Below are 17,812 nucleotides of genomic sequence, written 5' to 3' on the forward strand. Positions count from 1 at the left end.
ACTACCGCAGCTGAAACCGTCATCCTGGGCCCCATCTATGCGCTTGCTATACGGACCCGGCTCCCCGGGAACCGGTCGACCGAACGACGACGTTCCCTGTCGCTGTATCTATGATCCTGATGTTCAGGTTCAGACTCTAGCATATCGTACACACGCTAACCAGATTTCAGTGGTTAGCTTCTACATTCGTTTTTCCCGTGGTCGTAGATTCTTGTTAACTTACTAACGAGATGGTTTGGCGATATGCTCGCCCATACCCATTGGCTGCTGGCTGGCGGCACCTGCCAAACCTACACCAGCGGAATCTCCTTCAGGCCACTGAGCTCCAGCGCCTCCTCGAACGAGGCGAACATCTCGCTGGCGGCGCGCAGTCCGGGCGGCCGTGTTTCACGTCGCAGCATTGCCTGCGCCGTTGCCGCGAGTACCGCGCCAGTCAGCGGATACACTGCGTGGCCGCGTAGTCGCCGGCAGCGTATCGCGCCCGATGCGGCGCGAAACTCGGCGATCACGATGATCGACGATCTGTGCCCGGCCTCGGCGTCGTAGGCCAGCCATTTCTGCAGCGGCAGTTTCAGCACGCGATTACGCAGCGGCGGCCACAGCATCGCGCCCGCGGCGCCAGCGACGATGCCGCGCAGCCAGTGCGGCGACCGAAACAGCGCGTCGATGCTACGTGCCGGCCAGTAGCGCGATATCACCAGCGGGTCGGGCACGATGCTGTGAAAGCCCTTGATGCCCGCGACTACCCCGCTGAACGCGGCAAGTGGCATGAAACTCACCACGCCGTCGCGAACCAGCGGCCCGCCGCCCGGAATGATGTACTTCAGGTAGCTTTCGATCGTGCCGAAACTTGGCCGGTAGTCGCGGATGTCGTAGAGCAGCGCGCCGCCGCTGTCGGGCTGTCGATCGGTGATCCATTGCATTGCGATGTCGCCGATGAAAGCCGCCGCGCCGTTGCCGGTGCACAGGCTCGCGCCGGTGCGCAGCGCGACGGCGTCCAGCTCCGCGATCAAGCTTCGCATGAAGCCGCCTTCGCCGCTGCAATCGGTATAGCCGATGCCCATTTCCGCCGCCGCGCGCGCCACCGGAATGCCGTTCTCGCTGAACGGCGCAACCGTTGAGATGACCACCGCCACGCCGGCCAGCGCGCGCTTGATCGCGGGCATGTCATGCACGTCGGCGACACGAAGCCGGTCGGTGCTGAGACTACGGCTTTTCAGGAAGGCTTCGAGCCGCGCCGGACTGCGCCCGATGGCGATCGGATTCAGCCCGCGTCGCTGCGCTTCGTCGAAGGCGAAGCCACCGGTGACGCCCGTGGCGCCGACGATCGCGACCGGCAGAGAGTGATTCATCAGATTCCTTCAGGGGCTGCAACGAAGCGGAGCTTCCAGCTTTTGACGCTCTCTAAGATAAATGATCGTATGTCCCCAAGCCCTTCATCTGCCGAGCCACATACCATGTCAGCGACTCCGCGTTCCCGCCAGCAGTTCGTCATCGTCAGGAACGTTTCCGCTACTGCAGAACGGGTCTTCGACGTCGTGATATCGCCAGCCGGCATGAAGGCCTGGGTGCCGATGTGTCGTTCCGCGGTGTGGCGGCATCCGGCCGGAACGCGCGGCCCCGGCGTCGGCTCGGTACGCGTCATTGAAATGCCGGGTGGCATCGTCGCGGAAGAAACCATCGTCTACTGGAAAGCCGGGCGCCAGCTCAACTACCGCTTCGCAGCTTCGGCACCGCTCACGAAAGTCGCACACGACTACGAGGGCATGACGCGAGTGGAATCGACCGGCCCGGCGAGCTGCAGGCTGACCTGGGCGATCCACTTCGATGCGCCGGGCGCGCTGGCCGTGCTGGCGCCGGTGGTCAGGCTGAGCTTGCGTGGCTTGATCGGGCTGATGGTCTTGCGCGTGGTCCGGATATCCGAGCGGCATTAGCGAAGCTCACCGCCACCGAGCCGGCGACGGTTCGGCTAGAACTCCCAGCCGACGGTGATGCCGTACTGTCTCGGCGGCGCCCAGGTGGTGTTGGTGCCGAAGTCGTCGGCGAACTTGTTGAGGAAGTAGTCCTTGTTCGTCAGGTTCTTCACGAATGCGGTGACGCGCAGGTTCCAGGGTTCGTACAGGTAGCTGACCCGGCTGTTGAGCAGGAAGAACGACGGCTGCTTGGCGGTATTTTGCGTGTCGTAGTAGTAGCCCGAGTTGTAGCTGCCGTTGAGGCCGGACTCCAGCGTGCCGCCCGGCACCTCAAGGCTGTAGCTCACCCCCAGCGTGCCGCTGTAGGTTGGCGTACGCACGGTTTTGTTGCCGGCAAAATTCTGCGCCGGTGACGGCACCACCTGGCCGGGGCCGAAGTACAGACCGGTAGTGGGACTGAAGCCGGGTGCGTTGGGGAAATCGTCGAAGCGACCGTGCAGGTAGGAGCCGTCGCCGGTGATAGCGAAACCGGGCGCGAGCTCTGGCAGCGGCAACCACTGGAAGTCGAAGTCAAGGCCCCGGATCGTCGCTTCCTTGGCACTGATCAACTGCACCGCGCCGCCGCTGGTCAGCGACACCACCAGCGTCTGCATGTTGTAAACCTTGTTCTGGAATACCGAAGCGCTGTAGCGGAACGACTTGTCGAGCAGATCACCCTTGATGCCCATTTCGATCGCGTCGAGCTTTTCTGGCTTGATGTAGGTGGGCGGTGTGTAGATCGTGACGACGTTGTACGTGCCGCTCTTGTAGCCGCGTTGAGCCGAGGCGTAAAGCATCGTGTTCTCGCCGAACGGATGGAAGTCGATCGTCGCCTTGGGCGAGAAGTTATTGGTCGTGGTGCTCTTGTTGTCGAACACCAGAAGATTGACCGGCGGATTCGGTCTGCGGGACAGGCCGCTGCTGGCCTTGACGATGCCGCGGTCTTCCGTCTGGTAACGACCGCCGAGCGTCAAGCCGACCCAGTCGTAAGGCCGCCAAGTTTCCTGCGTGTAGACCGCATGCGCGGTGGTGGCGACCACACCGTGCAACTCCAGCTCGCCGCCGGCCGGCAGGCCGAGGTTGGTCAGCCCGGCCTGCAGGCCGCTGAGCAGGGACGGCAGCAGCTGCGTATTGCGCAGATCGAGCACGCCGAAGTACACCGGGTCGAATCCGCCCTGGCTGTGGAAGTAGTAGTAACCGGAGGTCCACTCGATGTTCTGCGCGTTGAGCCAACCACCGGGCTTGGATACCAACTGCAGTTCGCCGGTCTGTGCGCGCAGGTACTGGTTGGTGGGCTCGAAGTAGGCGCCGTTGCCGGGCCCGGCGTCGTAATCGAACAGCGTGTCGGTCACCACTGACTGCGCGCTCAGCGACAGCTTGACGTCGAACGGTTCGGGTCGGTACTCGATGTTGCTGTAACCGACGTTGTTGTTGGCGCTGAGTGAGTCTGGCTCGTTGATCGAGATTTCGTAGGGCCTGCCGTCGCTGCCGGCACCCACCACCGTGCCGAGCAGCGTGGTCTGCGTATTGGTGCTAATCACCGAGCCGACGCCGCGGAAGCGCGTGACGTAGGCACTGAGCATCGCAGTGATCTCGTCGGTTGGGTCCCAGCGCAGCTTGGCGTTGACGCCGCGGGTGATATCGTCGGGTACGCGCTGCACCGGCGAATCCGGTGCGAAGAAATGGTAAGGGCCGACGTCGTCGTACAGCACCGAAATGCTGCCTGAAAGGGTATCGCCTAACAGCGGGCCGGACAGAAAGCCCTTGACGTTCTCGCTGCCGAAATTGCTGAAGGTGACGTCGGCCGAGCCTTCGAACGTCTGGCTCGGTTTTTTGCTGACGATGTTGATAGCGCCGCCGGTGGAGTTGCGGCCGAACAGCGTGCCCTGCGGGCCCTTAAGTACTTCGATGCGCTCGAGCTTGGTGAAGCTCGTCGCCAGGCTGTGGGCGAACGGGAAGTACACGCCGTCGATATAGGTGGCGACACTGGTATCGGCCGACGGAAGAAACACATCGGTGCCGACGCCGCGGATGTAGATGATCGAGTAGCCGACCAACGATGAGTAGGTCATGCCCGGCGTGATCAGCTGCAGATCCTTGGGATCGTTGACGCCGAGAGCTTCGAGCTTGTCGCCGGAGAAGGCCGAGATCGAGATCGGCACGTCCTGTAATTTCTCTTCGCGCTTCTGCGCGGTCACCACCACCTCTTCGACAAAGCGACCGCCGCCACTGGCGCGCGCCTCCGGCGCCGACTGTGCCGTCGGCGCCGCCACCGCGATTGTGTCCAGACCGGTATCGGTGGCCGGCGCATTGCCCGGGGCACTTTCAGGCGCGGCCATGGCGGCATCGCCGACCACGCCGTCCTGGGCGTTCACGCCGGAGGTAGCCAGCATTAACGCAGGCAACATTAGTCTCTTCAAATTCCTCATCTTCGCATTCCTCCCTAGCTGGTTTTTCGAGTTATCAACGGACAGGAATCGGTCGCATGCATGCGACTGCGTTCCGCCGCAGCCTCTGTCGAGGCGTGCCGCTACATGCATTGAATATCGTGCATGTGCTTACCAATATAGTAAGTAGTTACTAGTTTGTATAGTACAAACGAACTAAAGTGCCATTGGGCTTAAGCCCGGGTCTTCGTCCTGGGCTTGCAATGGCGACTCGTTATGATTCCGGAGATTTCAAATGGCTTACAGCACTGCAGAGCGCATCATCGAAGCCACTCTTGGGCTGTTCAACGAGTGCGGGCTTCAGAGCGTGCCGGCCTCGCTGATTGCGTAGACCGTCGGCGTGAGCGCCGGAAACTTGGGGTGCCACTTCAAGAGCAAGCGCGACATTGTGGTAGCGGAATTTTCCGCCGCGATGCTGTTGCAGTTCAGGCAGGCGCTGTCACCGCACAATTGAGGCGGTAATTGATGCCGGGCCTGCAGCGTGATGCGCCTGCTTGAATCCTCAGCTCGATTTGCGTGTCCGCGCCGGCCTGCCGGCAACGATTCCGGCCTTGAGCGGCGAGAGTTCGAGCTGAGTCTCGAACGCCTGCAGTAGCAACTTGGCGTAGGCCGGCTCCATCCACAGCTGGCTCATGCTCCATAGATGCAATAGGGCGTCGTAGAGCGCCTCGGCGCTCGGCGTTTTCGCGGAGGGCGTTTCGATCTGCTGCAGGCGCAGCCAGCTCAGCAGATGGCCCCAGATGTTTTCGGACAACAAGCGGAAGCTGTTGGGCGCGACCGGTGGATTCATGTAGCCGCCGCGAGCCAGATACTCGAGATCCGACTCCATGGTGGCGACCAGCCAGTCGCGGAATTCAAAGAACTCCTTGCGCAAGCTGCGATCATCCTGCAGCAAGTAGGCCAACGAGTTGAAGAAAAAGCGCACGTCCCACAGCGTGCGATACATGCGGATCAGGTAGTCGGCGCCCTCGTTTGGGGAGGTGACGCTGACCGGCCGCTCCAGTGCGACGCGCAGCTTGTCCTTGAGCACGTCCAGCGTCTCGTGGATCAGGTCGTCCTTGCGCTTGAAGTGATACGTCAGGTTGCCAGGGCTGATACCCAGATCCGTCGCGATATGGTCGATCGCCACGTTCTGAATACCGTAGCGATTGAACTGGGCGATAGCGCTTTCGACGATCCGCTGACGCGTGGTCTTGGCGGGCAGTTTCCCGGTCTTGGCGGATGAGATTTTCTTGCGTGCGGGGGGCATACGGGTTTCGATCGAAAGGGGAGGCGGCTTCTACGGCTCGGCCATTATGAATTGTTCCGGCGAGGTTCTTCATTATCCGCGATCGGCTCGGACCCGCGCGCGATGGCCTGTCAACGACGTCGGCCTCTCCCCTGGGGCTCGACGTTAGTTCATGTAACCTATTATAGTTGCATCATACTAATTGATAACGCACTTGGCCCAGGGTGCAGCAGAGCGAGCTGTCGGCGCGCCGCCACGGCCAACCTGATGCGTCGATGCGGAGACACTTTTTTAGTCCTGCTGTTGCAGGATTCATCAACTCAGGAACCAACATGGGCAAGATCCAGTTCGATTTCAAAAAAGGCTTTCAGGTTTATCCTGAAGGCCGCTCAGGCCCCGCCGGTGAAAAGGCGCCGTATGTCGATTACGGCACGGGCCGCCCGGACAGAACCCGCTACTTCTCCAAGGAGGAGGCGGACCTGGAGTGGAAGCACGTTTGGATGAAGAGCTGGGCCTTTGCCGGCCTGACCCAGGACGTGCCCGAGGTCGGCGACTACCTGCGCTATAACCTTGGCAAGGAGTCCTTCATCGTCGTGCGCGCCAAGCCCGGGGACGACGGCCTGCGCGCTTACTACAACGTCTGCCCGCATCGCGGCAACCGCCTCGTGCACAACGACTTCGGCCACACCGGCGATGCCTGCTTCACCTGCGATTTCCACGGCTGGAAGTACAAGCTCGACGGCAGCAACCAGGAGATCCGCGACGAGCTCATTTTCCGCCCGGAGGTGGTCTGCGATCGCCCCGGTCTGACTGCGGTCAGCGTCGGTGTGTGGAACAGCCTGATCTTCGTCAATCCCGATCCGAAGCCCCGCCTGACCTTGCTCGAGCATCTCGACGTGATGCCCGAGCACCTCAAGCACTACGACTTCAGCGGCCTGCGCGTGCTGCGCGATCTGGAGTTCTGCTGGGATGCCAACTGGAAGACCGCGCTCGACGCGTTCATAGAGTTCTATCACGCCGACGACGTGCATCCGGAGGCGATCCCGGTGTCCGAAATGCTCGAATGCCAGTACGACCTCTACAAGAATGGCATGAGCCGCATGATCATCCCGATCGGCTATGTCACCAGCCGGCATGAGGATCGCGACACCGTCAACGAGGCACTGAAGATGTTCATCAGCGTCTACGGCGGCAACCCCGAGGACTACAACCATCTCAAGGGTTACGAGTACAAGCAGGCGATGACCGATACCAAGCGCAAATGGGGCAAGAAGCACGGCTACAAGTTCTTCGACCATCTCACCGACGACCAGATCGTCGACGACTGGAACTACTCGCCGTTTCCGGCGATGACGATCAACGTGTTCGCCGACTCGGTGCTGCTGCAGATATTCCGCCCGCACGCGACCGATCCGCGCAAGAGCTGGTACAACGCGATCACGCTGTGCCTGCCGGTCAGCGACGACACCACGCAGGTGCTGGATCTGAACTCCTTCGGCCCCGACGCCTTCGGTCCCGCTGGCTGGAAGGGGACGGAGCGCCCGGCGCGGTTCACGCCCAAAGAGCTGTCGGAGTTCGGCTATTTGCTTGCGCAGGACGTACGCCGCATTCCCGAAGTACAGAAAGGCCTGGAATCGGAATGCTTCCAGGGCTCGCGCCTGTCGGAATCCGAGATCCGTATCCGGCACTACCTGGCCGAGGTCGATCGACTGATCGGCCGCACGCCGCCTGCCGGCGAGTAGCGAGCCCTGGGTCGCGTGGGCATGCCCCGCGCTGCGGTTCTCACTATGAAGGCCAGCACCGTGTCTCTGAAAAAATCGCATATCCAGGCCGAGGCCCACCTCGACTTTCTCGACTGGTCGGTCGGCGACCTGCTGCGCGACGCGGCGCGCCAAGTGCCCGAGCGCCTCGCACTGATCGCGCCGCGAGTCGCGGCGCCGGCACGCCAGTGGACCTACGCCGAACTGTTTGCCGAAAGCGAGCGCATCGCAAGCGCCTTGCTGACGCGCTTCCAGAGCGGTGATCGGGTCGCCACGTGGGCCGGAGGCAGTGCCGACATTGTGCTGCTGCACATGGGGGCGGCACTGGCCGGCATCGTTCTGGTGACGCTGAATCCCGCAAACCGCGCGAGCGAGCTGGACTATCTGCTCAGGCAAGGTGAGGTGCGCGGCCTGGTGCTCGACCGTATCTGGCGCAAGCTCGACAACGAGGCCGTACTGACGCAGTTGCGGCACTCGCTGCCGTTGCTGCAGACAGTGGTCTACCTGGATCAGTGGGACGAGTTCGTTGCCGGTGCGGCGCCGCGATCGTTGCCGGTGGTGCCGTCCGATGCGCCGGTGATGATCCTGTTCACCTCGGGCACCACCGGCAGGCCCAAGGGCGCGATGCTGCGCCATGCCGGCATCGTCAACAACGCGCGCTTTACCGCCGGCCGTCTCGATGTCCCGGCAGGCTCGGTGTGGCTCAATCTGCTGCCGATGTTCCATGTCGGCGGCAGCGTGACGATGACGCTCGGCTGCCTGTCGAATCTGGGCACGCAGGTGCTGGTGCCGGAGTTCAGTGCCGAGGCGATGCTCGACGCGCTGCAGCGTTACGCGGTGCGCGTGACGATGGCGGTGCCGACGATGCTCGTGGCGATGCTGCAGAGCGAGCGCCTGGCCGCGACCGATCTGACCAAACTCGAAGTGATCGTCACCGGCGGCACCGTGGTCGCGCCCGAGCTGGTTCGGGAAGTCAAGGCGCGCACCGGCGCCGAGATCATGACGCTGTTCGGCCAGACCGAAGCCGGCGGCTGCATGTGCCTGACGCGGCGTGGCGACGACGTCGACAAGGTGACGCAGAGTGTCGGCACGCCGCTGCCGCTGTCGGAGGCCAAGATCGTCTCCGGTGAAGGCGAGATCGTGGCTATCGGCGTGATCGGCGAAATCTGCGTGCGCACGCGCTGCTCGATGGCGGCCTACTTCGGCATGCCGGAGAAGACGGCGGAGGCTCTCGACGACGACGGCTGGGTGCACACCGGCGATCTCGGCGTGATGCGCGCCGACGGCTATCTGCAGGTCACCGGTCGGCTCAAGGACATGATCATCCGTGGCGGCGAGAACATCTATCCCCGAGAAATCGAAGACCGGCTCGCCGAGCACCCGGCGGTCGCGCAGTCGGCGGTGTTCGGCGTGACCGACGAAAAATGGGGAGAGGAGGTGGCGGCCGCGGTGATCTTCCGTCCCGGGCACCAGGCGGCCGAGGCCGAGCTGACCGAATTCCTGCAGGCATCGATCGCCCGCCACAAGGTGCCGCGGCGCTGGCATTTCGTCGAGGCGCTGCCGGTCAATGCCTCGGGCAAGGTGCAGAAATTTATGCTGCGTGACCAGTTCGCCGGCAGCGTGATGTCTTGAGCAAGCCCACTACACCGCAGGATGCATCCGGCGCCGCCGACATCGCGGCGCGCCTGGAAGACGTGTCGGTGAAGCTGTCTCGCACCGCCACCTGGAGCGGCATCGAAACCCAGAACTCGTATGGCCCGGCCGACGTCGAGGGCATGGACTACGCGCGCGATCTCGGCGAGCCCGGCGAGTATCCGTACACGCGCGGCTCGTTCCCCGAGATGTACCGCAGCCGCATGTGGACGCTGCGCAACATCGTCGGCTACGGCGCGCCGGAGGACACGCGCGAAGGCATCGAAAGAGCGCTGAAACTCGGCACCGCCGGCGTCAACGTGGTGCTCGACACGCTGAGCCAGGAGGCGGTCGATCCGGACCATCCGCTATTCTCGCCGGACGCCGGCCAGGAAGGCTGCTCGCTGCCGACGGTGCGCGATCTCGAGGTGCTCCTCAGCGGCATCGACGTCACCCGCACCGGCGTCGCCTGGCACACCACGATGATGATCTACCCGCTGGTCGTGGCCATGGCCAAGAAGCAGGGGCGCGATCTGTCCAAGCTGATCGGCTCGCACATGCCGGATCACCTGCAGCTACGCCTGTCGGTCGGCAACGAGTCCACCGTGCCGACGGCACTCGGCCATCGCACGACAGTCGATTGCCTGGAGTACAGCGCCAAGCACACGCCGCGCTGGTCGCTGGGCTGCCCGCAGGCCTACAACCTGCGCGAGCGCGGCGTACCGGCATCGGGCGAAATCGCCTTGGGCATGGCGATCGTCAAGCTGACGCTGCGCGATCTTGCTGCACGCGGCATCGGCGTCGATCAGGTCGCGCCGAGCATGGCCTGGGTGTCGGGCTCGGATATCGATTTCTTCGAGGAAGTGGCCAAGTTCCGCGCGCTGCGCCGCATCTGGGCGCGGACGATGAAGGAGCAGTTCGGCAGCGCCGATGCGCGCAGCCAGCGCCTGCGCATCGCCTGCCATACCTCGGGCCGCGCGCTGGTTTATCCGCAGCCGCTGAACAATCTCGCGCGTGCCACCGTGCAGACGCTGGCGGCATTGCTGGGCGGCGTGCAGTCGCTGGAAACCTGCACCTTTGATGAGCCGATCTGCATCCCGACGGAAGAAGCGCGCGAACTGGCGACACGCACTCAACAAATACTGGCCAATGAAGTCGGCGCGGCGCGCACCGCCGATCCGCTGGGTGGCAGCTGGTACGTCGAAAGCCTGACCAACCAGGTCGAGGCCGATGCGCTCGGGCTGCTGGCGAAAATCGAGGGCATCGGCCTGATCAAGGCGATCGAGGACGGCACCATCGAAGGCCTGATGGACGACTACAACTACCAGTTCAAGAAAGAGATGGATCGCGGCGATCGTATCGTCGTCGGCGTCAACAAGTTCATCCCCAAACCCGAGCCCGCGCCGAAGCGCTTCAGCTTCGATCCCAAGGGCATGGTCGCCCATCTCGAACGTTTTCGGGCGCTCAAGATCGAGCGCGACCAGAGCGTGTTGAAGGAAAAGATCGGGCAACTGTACCGGGCCGCGCGCAGCGGCGAAAATGCGCATCCGGCGATGATCGATGCGCTGATCGCCGACGCCAGCATCGGCGAGGTCTGGGGCACGGTGCGCGTCGCCAGCGGACTTTCCTATGATCCGTTCCGCATCGTCCAATCTCCTTTCACCTACCCGGAAACCTGATGGCGCCGCAAAAGATCCGCTGCCTGCTGGCGATGCTCGGCACCGACGTACATAACAAGGGCATCCGCACGCTCGCGCAGCTGCTGCGCGACCGCGGCGTCGAGGTGGTCTACCTCGGCGAGCACAACACCGCCGACGGCGTGATCAACGCGTTGATCGCCGAGGATGCCGACGTGGTCGGCCTCAGCTATAGCACCGCCACTTATCTGCATTACACGCGTGACCTGCTGGTGAAGATGCGCGCCGCCGGTGTCGACGACGTGCCGGTGATGCTCGGTGGGCTGATCCATGCCGATGACGAGCCAGCGCTGGTCGAGATGGGCGTGCAGGGCATCTTTGGCCCGGGTTCTACGACAGACCAGATCGTCGAATTTCTGCAGGATGTCACCGGAAAATCGCTGGCGACGAATGACTCCGCAGTCTGATCACGCAAGGGCGGGGCACGTGAACGTGGCGGCAGCTGTCGTCGCCGGTGATCTGCGTAGCGCGGCGCGGCTGATCACACGCGTCGAGGCGGGCGACAGCGACATCGCGCCAGTGCTGCGCGCACTGCACGCGCGCGGCGGCAGCACCCCGGTGATCGGCATCACCGGCCCGCCCGGTGCCGGCAAGAGCACGCTGCTCGACCAGATGCTCGCGCACTGCCGTGCGGCCGGTGAGCGGATCGCGGTGCTTGCGGTCGATCCGTCGAGTCCGTTCAGCGGCGGCGCGATTCTCGGCGACCGCGTGCGCATGAGCCGGCATAACACCGATCGAGGTGTCTTCATCCGCAGCATGGCCGCACGCGGCCGTCTCGGAGGCCTGGCGCAGGCCGCGGCCGATGCGCTGACGGTGCTCGACGCGATGGGCTGGGATCGCATCCTGATCGAGACCGTCGGCGTCGGCCAGAGCGAGATCGATATCCTGCGTCATGCCGATACCGTGCTGATCGTGCAGACGCCGGCCGGCGGTGACGCGGTGCAGGCGGTCAAGGCCGGCATTCTCGAAATCGGCGATGTCTTCGTCGTCAACAAGGCCGACACCGCCGGTGCCGACCGCACCGTTGGCGCGCTGCGCGAGGCGGTGGAATTTCGCGTGCATGCACTCTGCCCGGATGCCTGGTTGCCGCCGGTGCTGAAGACCGATGCGGCGTCCGGTACCGGCATCAGTGAGCTGTTGCAAGCGATCGCTGCGCACCGCGCGCATCTGCAAACGCATCCGGCGCAACAGCAGGCGCGGCGCCGCGCACAGGCGCGTGCACGCCTGATCGATTGCATAGGCCAGGCGCTGCGCCTGCACCGGCGGGCCGCAGACCAGCACGACCGCTTCGAGGCGATGCTCGACGAAGTCGCCGCACGTCGATGCGATCCACAAACCGCGGCACTGCGCCTGCTCGACGCACTCAATCCCCAGCCGTAGGTTGGCAATCGCTTGCCGACCTGAGGCCCTTTAGGGAACCTCTGATCAAGTCCTGCGCGTCCGCGTTGCCCCGGAGATGCCGCCAGGCAAGGCGCGAGTCCCGCGGTTTGGTGATTCCAAACAAGGGACGAGCAACGCGGCATGGCGGCATCTCCGGGGCAACCCGAAGGGCCGGCGCGGGCGCGCAGGACTTGATCAGAGGTTCCTTAGGGTTGCAGGGGTCAACCGCCTGGCATATATCGCTGGACTTGTCGCCGGTATTTTCAGCTTTTTTTCCTGGTGACGCGCTGGCTCACAGCAGCCGACTTTGGCTTTGCTGTCTTCGCGGAACTCCTGGAGGCTTTGCCGAGCGTTGCCTGGCGTAGCTCATTGAGCATTTCGCGCTCGAATTCGGAACCGAAGTACGGCTGGATGATGCTGAAATTTTGCATCACCCCGTCGTGCAGCGCGGTCTCGCGCACGCTCTTGCGATCTGGATATTCAATCTGCTCGAAGCGTAGCCACGACAGCCACATCATCCAGCAACTCCTGGCCAGCATGCGCGTGCTGTTGGGCTCCGGTACCTTGAACATGTAGTTCTGTGAAATCAACTCGTCGAACAGCTGGTATATCCCCTCGATAATGCCTTCTTCCATGCGCAGGTAGCGCTCGCGCAGGGTCAGGTCCTTTGTCAGCAACTGGGTCAGCGCATTGAAGAAGAAACGATATCGCCACAGGGTGCGTAGCAGCGCAATCTGCTGACGCGCCGCAGTGATCGGCAAGAACGGCTGCTCCGGCCGCTTGGCTTCCAGCAGCTCTTTGCGGACCTCAGTCTCCAGTCGGCCGAAGACTGCCACCACGATGTCGTTCTTGGTCTTGAAGTGATACGCCAGATGCCCGGGGCTGATGCCCAGGTGCATGGCGATTTTCATTGCCGGCACGTCCTGCAGCCCGCGCTCGTTGAACAGCTGGAGACTGGCATTGAGGATGCGGTCGGCTGTAGTGGAATTGACGCTGTCGGCCATGATCGGTTCGGTTGTGATTTCAGCGGGATCCGGCGCGCCCGGCGCTAATCGAGAGGCGCGTTTATCCCTGCTTGGGGCAGGCGTCGATTGTGACCGCCGGTGCAAGCGTATAACGCGGGCTCGGCGCCGGTCCACAAGGGGTCACCGAAGCCCGTGCATGTTGGGAACGGCCCAGCCTCAGTCGTCGAACAGCGGGGTAACCGCGCAGATGCGCCAGCGCTGACGACAAGTGTTTTTCGACAATGCTGACGGTGACGCCGAGCTTCTGCGCCACCTCGGCTTAGGAAAGTTCATGGAACTTGTGCAGCACGAATGCACGCCGGCATTCGACCGGCTGCCTTTGCAGTCAGGTCACCACGTCGCGCAGCCGCAGTTCGGCATCCACCTGATCATCCCCGGCGCGCAGAGGACAGACCCGATGCAGTTCGTCGCCATCGACAGTGACCTCGAACTGGTGCTGCTCGGCCAGCAGGCGGCGCATGCGTTGCTGGCTGCGCACGCGGTCCACCGACAGGTTGGACGCGACCGTAAACAGAAAAGCCTTCGGGCTGCGTAGCTCGGGGAGCGCAGCGCTGCGGCTCAACAGCCGCAGGTAGGCGTCCTGCACCAAGTCTTCGGCCTCATGCGGATTTCGACCTGGCGCGCCACGCGCAGTTTCAGGTTCAGCGATTCGCTGCAATACAGGCTGCCGACTGCGTGATGCTGGTTGGCCATTGCCATTCTCGGCCCTTGTAACTATATTGTCATTAGTAACTATTTACGACACCATGTTGGCCACTGTTGTGGCGGTCAAGGGGCGCACCGGCTTAAGGCGCCCACGAGCGCGGTTCCTCTAAGTGCCGGACGGCCGCAACTGGCCGCCGTAAATCAGAACAAATATCAGGAGAGGCTTCGGAAGGGCATGGCGAAGACAGGCGTTTCATCAAAGGCCGCAGCGTCGTCTCTAGCGGGCGCAGTCGTCGTCAGCGGCGCCAGCCGTGGCGTCGGGCGACATACCGCCGAACAGCTCGAGCAGCGGGGCTATCGCGTTTATGCCGGTGTGTTGTCCGCAGCCGAAGCCGACAGCTGGACCGGCGACGCGGTGCAGCGGGGGCGCCTGGTCCCGGTGCCTCTGGACATCACTCGCGACGCCGACATCGCCGCGCTGGTGGCGCGCATCGAGGCCGATGGCATGCCGCTACGCGCGCTGGTCAGCGTGGCCGGCATTTCGCAGTTCGATGCGATCGAGCATGTCGATCTGAAAACGGCCCGACGGATCTTCGATGTCAACGTGTTCGGCACGCTCGCACTGACGCAGGCCCTGCTGCCGCTGCTCAAGCAATCCCGTGGTCGCTACGTCTTCGTGACCTCGATGGCGGCGCGGGTATCTGCACCGCTTCTGGGTGTTTATTCGTCGACCAAAGCGGCGATGGAATCGCTGATCGATTCGCTGCGCATCGAGGTGCGCTCCTGGGGCATCGATGTCGCGATCGTCGAGCCGGGCGGTATCCGCACCACGATGGTCAGCGAGGCGTCGGCACATCTGAGCAAAGCCATCGCTCGCTGTAAGGACGAGGGCGAGGCAAGCCGTCGATATGTCGCGGCCTATCAGTCGATTGCCGATGGCATTGCCAAGGGCGTCGCCAAATATCTGCCAGCAGAAGACGTGGCCCGCTCTCTGGTCGAACTGGTGCAAGCCGATCAGGTCAAGACGCGGTACCTGGTCGGCCTTGATGCCAAGGCCGTCGTCATGCTGCGGCGCGTGTTGTCCGACCGCCTGCTGGACGCGGTGATGGCCAAGCAGTTCAAGCTCTGATGACGGATCTCGGACATAGCGCGCGAGCGGCTCTTTGCGGAGGCCGCCGATGACCCGCGTGCTCGCAACCGATCGCGGCGGTCGGGAACACGCAATCGAAATCGGCAGCGCTCAGACCGTCATGGAAGCGCTGCGCGACGCCAATGTCGATCTGGCTGCGATTTGTGGCGGCGTTCTGTCATGCGCCACCTGCCATGTCTTCGTCGAGGACGCAGCATCGCTGCCGCCGCCCTCCGAGGACGAACTGGCGATGATCGAGGGCCTGAGCTGCTACCGCGAGGGCCAATCGCGGCTGAGCTGCCAACTGTCGGCAGCCAGCCTGCATCGGCCGCTACGGCTCACCGTCGCGCCCGAAGAATGAACCCACTGAGTCCAACCGGGTCGACCGACGTCTACTGGACTATCAGTTCGATTCAGCTCGTTTTCAGCGCGCTTTTGAAGTCAAAAAAATCAACTTTGGAGTATGAGATGAACCCAGTCCCGGCACCGCTGACGCTTGCCGATCCCCAGGTTTTCCAGTGTCCGTACCCGTTATACGAGCGGCTGCGTGCCGAGGCACCGGTATACCTGGATCCGGTGATTGGGCTGTACCTGGTGACTGGCGCAGCCGAGATGAAAGAGGTCTTACACAACCACGTCGATTACTCGAGCGTGCCCGATACACGGATCATGGCGTTCTATTCCAATGCGCCCGAAATCCTGGAGTTATACGAAAAACATGGCGGCTGGGCGCCGATGAGTACGCTGGTCACGTCCGACCCGCCCGAGCATCGCCGCTATCGCGCGCTGGTAGAGAAAGCGGTCGGTGCGTCCAACGTACGCCAGTTGCGCGAGTCTGTGACGAAAATAATCAACGAACTGATCGACGACTTTATCGACGAGCCGAAAGTCGATTTGCAAAAAATGGTGTCTCTGCGCCTGCCGGTGTTCGTCATCGGCGACATGTTGGGCATGCCACGCGAACTCAAGGACACGCTACAGGCAATGCCGGAGGCCACCACGCAGTTGGCCGACGCGTCGCTGCTGTCACCACAGCAGATCGTGGAAGGTCACTTGACCTTGATCCGTGGCCAAAAAGTATTTCACGAATACATCGAGCGCTACCGCGCCGCTCCCGAGAACAATCTGCTAAGCAACTTGGTGCATGCGCGGCTGGATACGGGTGAGTTCCTGAGCGAGCGCGAGATTCACTCGGTAATCCAGGCGCTATTGGTGGGAGGCAACGACACCACGCCCGGTGCGATCGGCAATTCGATGGTGATCCTGGCCAGGGATGCTGCGCTACAGCAGAAGCTGCGTGCCAACCCGTCGTTGATCGCGAATTTCGCCGAGGAATCGATGCGACTGGAGTCACCGGTTCAGGGCCTGTTCCGGCGCACAACGCGTCAGATGGTTTTAGGAGGCGTCACGATCCCGGAAGGTGCCACGCTGGCAATGCGCTATGCCGCTGCAAACCGCGATGAAAAAGTATTCGAGCATCCCACTGAACTCGATCTGGAACGCAAGGGCATCCGCAATCATTTTGCGTTCGGCGGTGGCATTCACTACTGCGTGGGCAACATCCTGGCGCGCATGGAACTGACGGTGGCTGTCGAGGAACTGCTACGCCGCATGGACAACATCGTGATGGATCCGCCGGATTTCAACGTGACATACCTGCCCAAGATTGTGGTGCGTAACCCGGAATCGATCCCGGTCACGTTTACCAAGCGCGTCTGAGCTACCCGATTCAATGGATAGGTTCTCAACCCGATGCCGCTGTTAGGAGTCTGTCGATGCCATTAGCCTCTTCCTCCCCATCGAAGGCGTCGCCGCCGCCCGTGCCACTGGCAGGCACACCGGCGCAGCCAGTGAAGTTCTTCGCGTTGGCGGGCGTGATCATCGCGGGCATCTTCATTGGCGCCTTGTTCCAGTGGGTTACGGGGCCGTATTTCAAGCCCGCTCCGATTGGCTCCGATCCAATACCGGAATGGACGCTCAATCTGATCCGCTTCAGCGAAGTGTTCTGCTTTGCGCTGATCCTGTGGTTCTTGTGGGCGCTGTTGATCAAGCCGTGGATTCGTGACAAGCGCATGTCCTGGGACGGCATGCTGATGCTGTGCCTGTTGACGATGTGGGTACAGGATCCTATGTGCAACTACTTCAACTTCACGTTCATGTACAACGCGCACTGGATCAACATGGGCTCATGGAGCGAGTACCTGCCAGGCTGGCAATCTCCACGCGGCAGCAACCTGCCGGAGCCGTTCTTCCTGATGGGCGGCATTTACCTGTGGTGGACCACGATCAACGTGCTGGCCTTTGGCTGGTCGCTGAAGAAACTGCGTATCTGGCTGCCGCGGCATTCGATGCTGGTGCACATTCCGCTGGCCTACATGGTGATTTGCGCGCTCGACATGATATTGGAACTACCGGCTTGCTTCACTGGCCTGTTCGCATATCCGGGCGCACCGTCGTGGATCACCTTGTGGGCGGGTCAGCCGCACCAGTTTCCGCTGTACGAAACCTTCTTCATGAACTTCAACTACACGGCGATCGGCCTGCTGCGGCACTACCGTGACGACAAGGGAGAGTCTTGGGTGGAGCGCGGCGTCAGCACACTACGGCTGTCGCAGAGTGCGCGGACCTTGATGCGATTCTTCGCGCTGATGGGATTTTGCAATATCTCTTATTTCATTGTGTATTTCATGCCATACAACTGGATGGCGCTGCAGGCGGACACCTTCCCCAAATATCCGTCGTACATGCGCTATGAGATTTGCGGCGAAGGCACCCCTTACGCCTGCCCGAGCCGCGAAGTGCCGATCCCTAGCCGACATTCGCTGGCGATACCCCCAACCGATCCGCGACTTTCAGCGACGGCGCGGCAGAACTAATTCAAAGGAGTGGTTCAACGTGGCCCAATACAATCGTGTAC

At 62.5% G+C, this 17,812-nt stretch carries 15 protein-coding genes; 10 read left to right on the forward strand and 5 right to left on the reverse strand.

Annotated elements, in window-relative coordinates; all coding sequences use genetic code 11:
* Positions 1 to 290: 290 nt before the first annotated feature.
* Positions 291 to 1,352, reverse strand: coding sequence for an NAD(P)H-binding protein (locus tag ACQZF9_RS09515; RefSeq protein ID WP_428312997.1), 1,062 nt, complete (start codon positions 1,350 to 1,352; stop codon positions 291 to 293).
* Positions 1,353 to 1,457: 105 nt separating this feature from the next.
* Between ACQZF9_RS09515 and ACQZF9_RS09520 the strand changes: the two genes are divergently transcribed.
* Positions 1,458 to 1,934, forward strand: coding sequence for an SRPBCC family protein (locus ACQZF9_RS09520; protein WP_428312998.1), 477 nt, complete (start codon positions 1,458 to 1,460; stop codon positions 1,932 to 1,934).
* 35 nt (positions 1,935 to 1,969) lie between these two features.
* Here ACQZF9_RS09520 and ACQZF9_RS09525 read toward each other — a convergent pair whose 3' ends face one another.
* On the reverse strand, positions 1,970 to 4,345 hold the full coding sequence (locus ACQZF9_RS09525) for a TonB-dependent receptor (protein WP_428312999.1): 2,376 nt from the start codon (positions 4,343 to 4,345) through the stop codon (positions 1,970 to 1,972).
* A 556-nt stretch (positions 4,346 to 4,901) separates the two neighbouring features.
* Positions 4,902 to 5,648, reverse strand: a complete 747-nt coding sequence (locus ACQZF9_RS09530) for a TetR/AcrR family transcriptional regulator (protein WP_428313000.1) — start codon at positions 5,646 to 5,648, stop codon at positions 4,902 to 4,904.
* 311 nt (positions 5,649 to 5,959) lie between these two features.
* Between ACQZF9_RS09530 and ACQZF9_RS09535 the strand changes: the two genes are divergently transcribed.
* The 5 genes from ACQZF9_RS09535 to meaB are packed head-to-tail and all read left to right on the forward strand — an operon-like array spanning position 5,960 to position 12,096.
* Positions 5,960 to 7,369 (forward strand): aromatic ring-hydroxylating oxygenase subunit alpha, encoded by a 1,410-nt coding sequence (locus tag ACQZF9_RS09535; protein ID WP_428313001.1) that lies wholly within the window; start codon positions 5,960 to 5,962, stop codon positions 7,367 to 7,369.
* Between the two features lie 60 nt (positions 7,370 to 7,429).
* Positions 7,430 to 9,019, forward strand: a complete 1,590-nt coding sequence (locus ACQZF9_RS09540; RefSeq protein ID WP_428313002.1) for a class I adenylate-forming enzyme family protein — start codon at positions 7,430 to 7,432, stop codon at positions 9,017 to 9,019.
* The gene (locus ACQZF9_RS09545; RefSeq protein WP_428313003.1) at positions 9,016 to 10,698 is read left to right on the forward strand and encodes a methylmalonyl-CoA mutase family protein; all 1,683 of its coding nucleotides are present in this window, start codon (positions 9,016 to 9,018) and stop codon (positions 10,696 to 10,698) included. Before ACQZF9_RS09540 ends, ACQZF9_RS09545 begins: the two co-directional genes overlap by 4 nt.
* Positions 10,698 to 11,123 (forward strand): cobalamin B12-binding domain-containing protein, encoded by a 426-nt coding sequence (locus ACQZF9_RS09550; protein WP_428313004.1) that lies wholly within the window; start codon positions 10,698 to 10,700, stop codon positions 11,121 to 11,123. The genes ACQZF9_RS09545 and ACQZF9_RS09550 overlap by 1 nt, the downstream gene beginning before the upstream one ends.
* 19 nt (positions 11,124 to 11,142) lie before the next feature.
* A complete protein-coding gene (meaB, locus tag ACQZF9_RS09555; RefSeq protein ID WP_428313005.1) occupies positions 11,143 to 12,096 on the forward strand; it encodes a methylmalonyl Co-A mutase-associated GTPase MeaB in 954 nt (317 codons plus the stop codon).
* Positions 12,097 to 12,359: 263 nt separating this feature from the next.
* Here the strand turns inward: meaB and ACQZF9_RS09560 are convergent, their stop codons facing one another.
* Both ACQZF9_RS09560 and ACQZF9_RS09565 read right to left on the reverse strand, forming a co-directional pair.
* Positions 12,360 to 13,100, reverse strand: a complete 741-nt coding sequence (locus ACQZF9_RS09560; protein WP_428313006.1) for a TetR/AcrR family transcriptional regulator — start codon at positions 13,098 to 13,100, stop codon at positions 12,360 to 12,362.
* 346 nt (positions 13,101 to 13,446) lie between these two features.
* Positions 13,447 to 13,707, reverse strand: coding sequence for an RNA polymerase sigma factor (locus ACQZF9_RS09565; RefSeq protein WP_428313403.1), 261 nt, complete (start codon positions 13,705 to 13,707; stop codon positions 13,447 to 13,449).
* Between the two features lie 99 nt (positions 13,708 to 13,806).
* On the opposite strand from ACQZF9_RS09565, the gene ACQZF9_RS09570 reads away from it, so the two are divergent.
* The 4 genes from ACQZF9_RS09570 to ACQZF9_RS09585 all read left to right on the forward strand — a co-directional run bounded on the left by ACQZF9_RS09570 (position 13,807) and on the right by ACQZF9_RS09585 (position 17,771).
* Positions 13,807 to 14,895: an SDR family NAD(P)-dependent oxidoreductase gene (locus ACQZF9_RS09570; protein WP_428313007.1), complete on the forward strand. Its 1,089-nt coding sequence runs from the start codon at positions 13,807 to 13,809 to the stop codon at positions 14,893 to 14,895.
* Between the two features lie 49 nt (positions 14,896 to 14,944).
* Positions 14,945 to 15,256, forward strand: coding sequence for a 2Fe-2S iron-sulfur cluster-binding protein (locus ACQZF9_RS09575; protein ID WP_428313008.1), 312 nt, complete (start codon positions 14,945 to 14,947; stop codon positions 15,254 to 15,256).
* Positions 15,257 to 15,363: 107 nt separating this feature from the next.
* Entirely contained in the window at positions 15,364 to 16,614 is a 1,251-nt protein-coding gene (locus ACQZF9_RS09580) for a cytochrome P450 (protein WP_428313009.1), read from the forward strand.
* A gap of 56 nt (positions 16,615 to 16,670) precedes the next feature.
* On the forward strand, positions 16,671 to 17,771 hold the full coding sequence (locus ACQZF9_RS09585) for a spirocyclase AveC family protein (protein ID WP_428313010.1): 1,101 nt from the start codon (positions 16,671 to 16,673) through the stop codon (positions 17,769 to 17,771).
* Positions 17,772 to 17,812 lie beyond the last annotated feature (41 nt).

It is taken from the genome of Hydrocarboniphaga sp. (assembly GCF_965279055.1).
Taxonomy (GTDB): Bacteria; Pseudomonadota; Gammaproteobacteria; order Nevskiales; family Nevskiaceae; genus Hydrocarboniphaga.

Bases quoted from the DNA above. Each gene is read 5' to 3' on its own strand.
- ACQZF9_RS09550 (WP_428313004.1), top strand. From the start codon at position 10,698: ATGGCGCCGCAAAAGATCCGCTGCCTGCTGGCGATGCTCGGCACCGAC.
- ACQZF9_RS09535 (WP_428313001.1), top strand. From the start codon at position 5,960: ATGGGCAAGATCCAGTTCGATTTCAAAAAAGGCTTTCAGGTTTATCCT.
- ACQZF9_RS09560 (WP_428313006.1), bottom strand. From the start codon at position 13,100: ATGGCCGACAGCGTCAATTCCACTACAGCCGACCGCATCCTCAATGCC.
- ACQZF9_RS09515 (WP_428312997.1), bottom strand. From the start codon at position 1,352: ATGAATCACTCTCTGCCGGTCGCGATCGTCGGCGCCACGGGCGTCACC.
- ACQZF9_RS09530 (WP_428313000.1), bottom strand. From the start codon at position 5,648: ATGCCCCCCGCACGCAAGAAAATCTCATCCGCCAAGACCGGGAAACTG.
- ACQZF9_RS09575 (WP_428313008.1), top strand. From the start codon at position 14,945: ATGACCCGCGTGCTCGCAACCGATCGCGGCGGTCGGGAACACGCAATC.
- ACQZF9_RS09585 (WP_428313010.1), top strand. From the start codon at position 16,671: ATGCCATTAGCCTCTTCCTCCCCATCGAAGGCGTCGCCGCCGCCCGTG.
- ACQZF9_RS09580 (WP_428313009.1), top strand. From the start codon at position 15,364: ATGAACCCAGTCCCGGCACCGCTGACGCTTGCCGATCCCCAGGTTTTC.
- ACQZF9_RS09525 (WP_428312999.1), bottom strand. From the start codon at position 4,345: ATGCTGGCTACCTCCGGCGTGAACGCCCAGGACGGCGTGGTCGGCGAT.
- ACQZF9_RS09520 (WP_428312998.1), top strand. From the start codon at position 1,458: ATGTCAGCGACTCCGCGTTCCCGCCAGCAGTTCGTCATCGTCAGGAAC.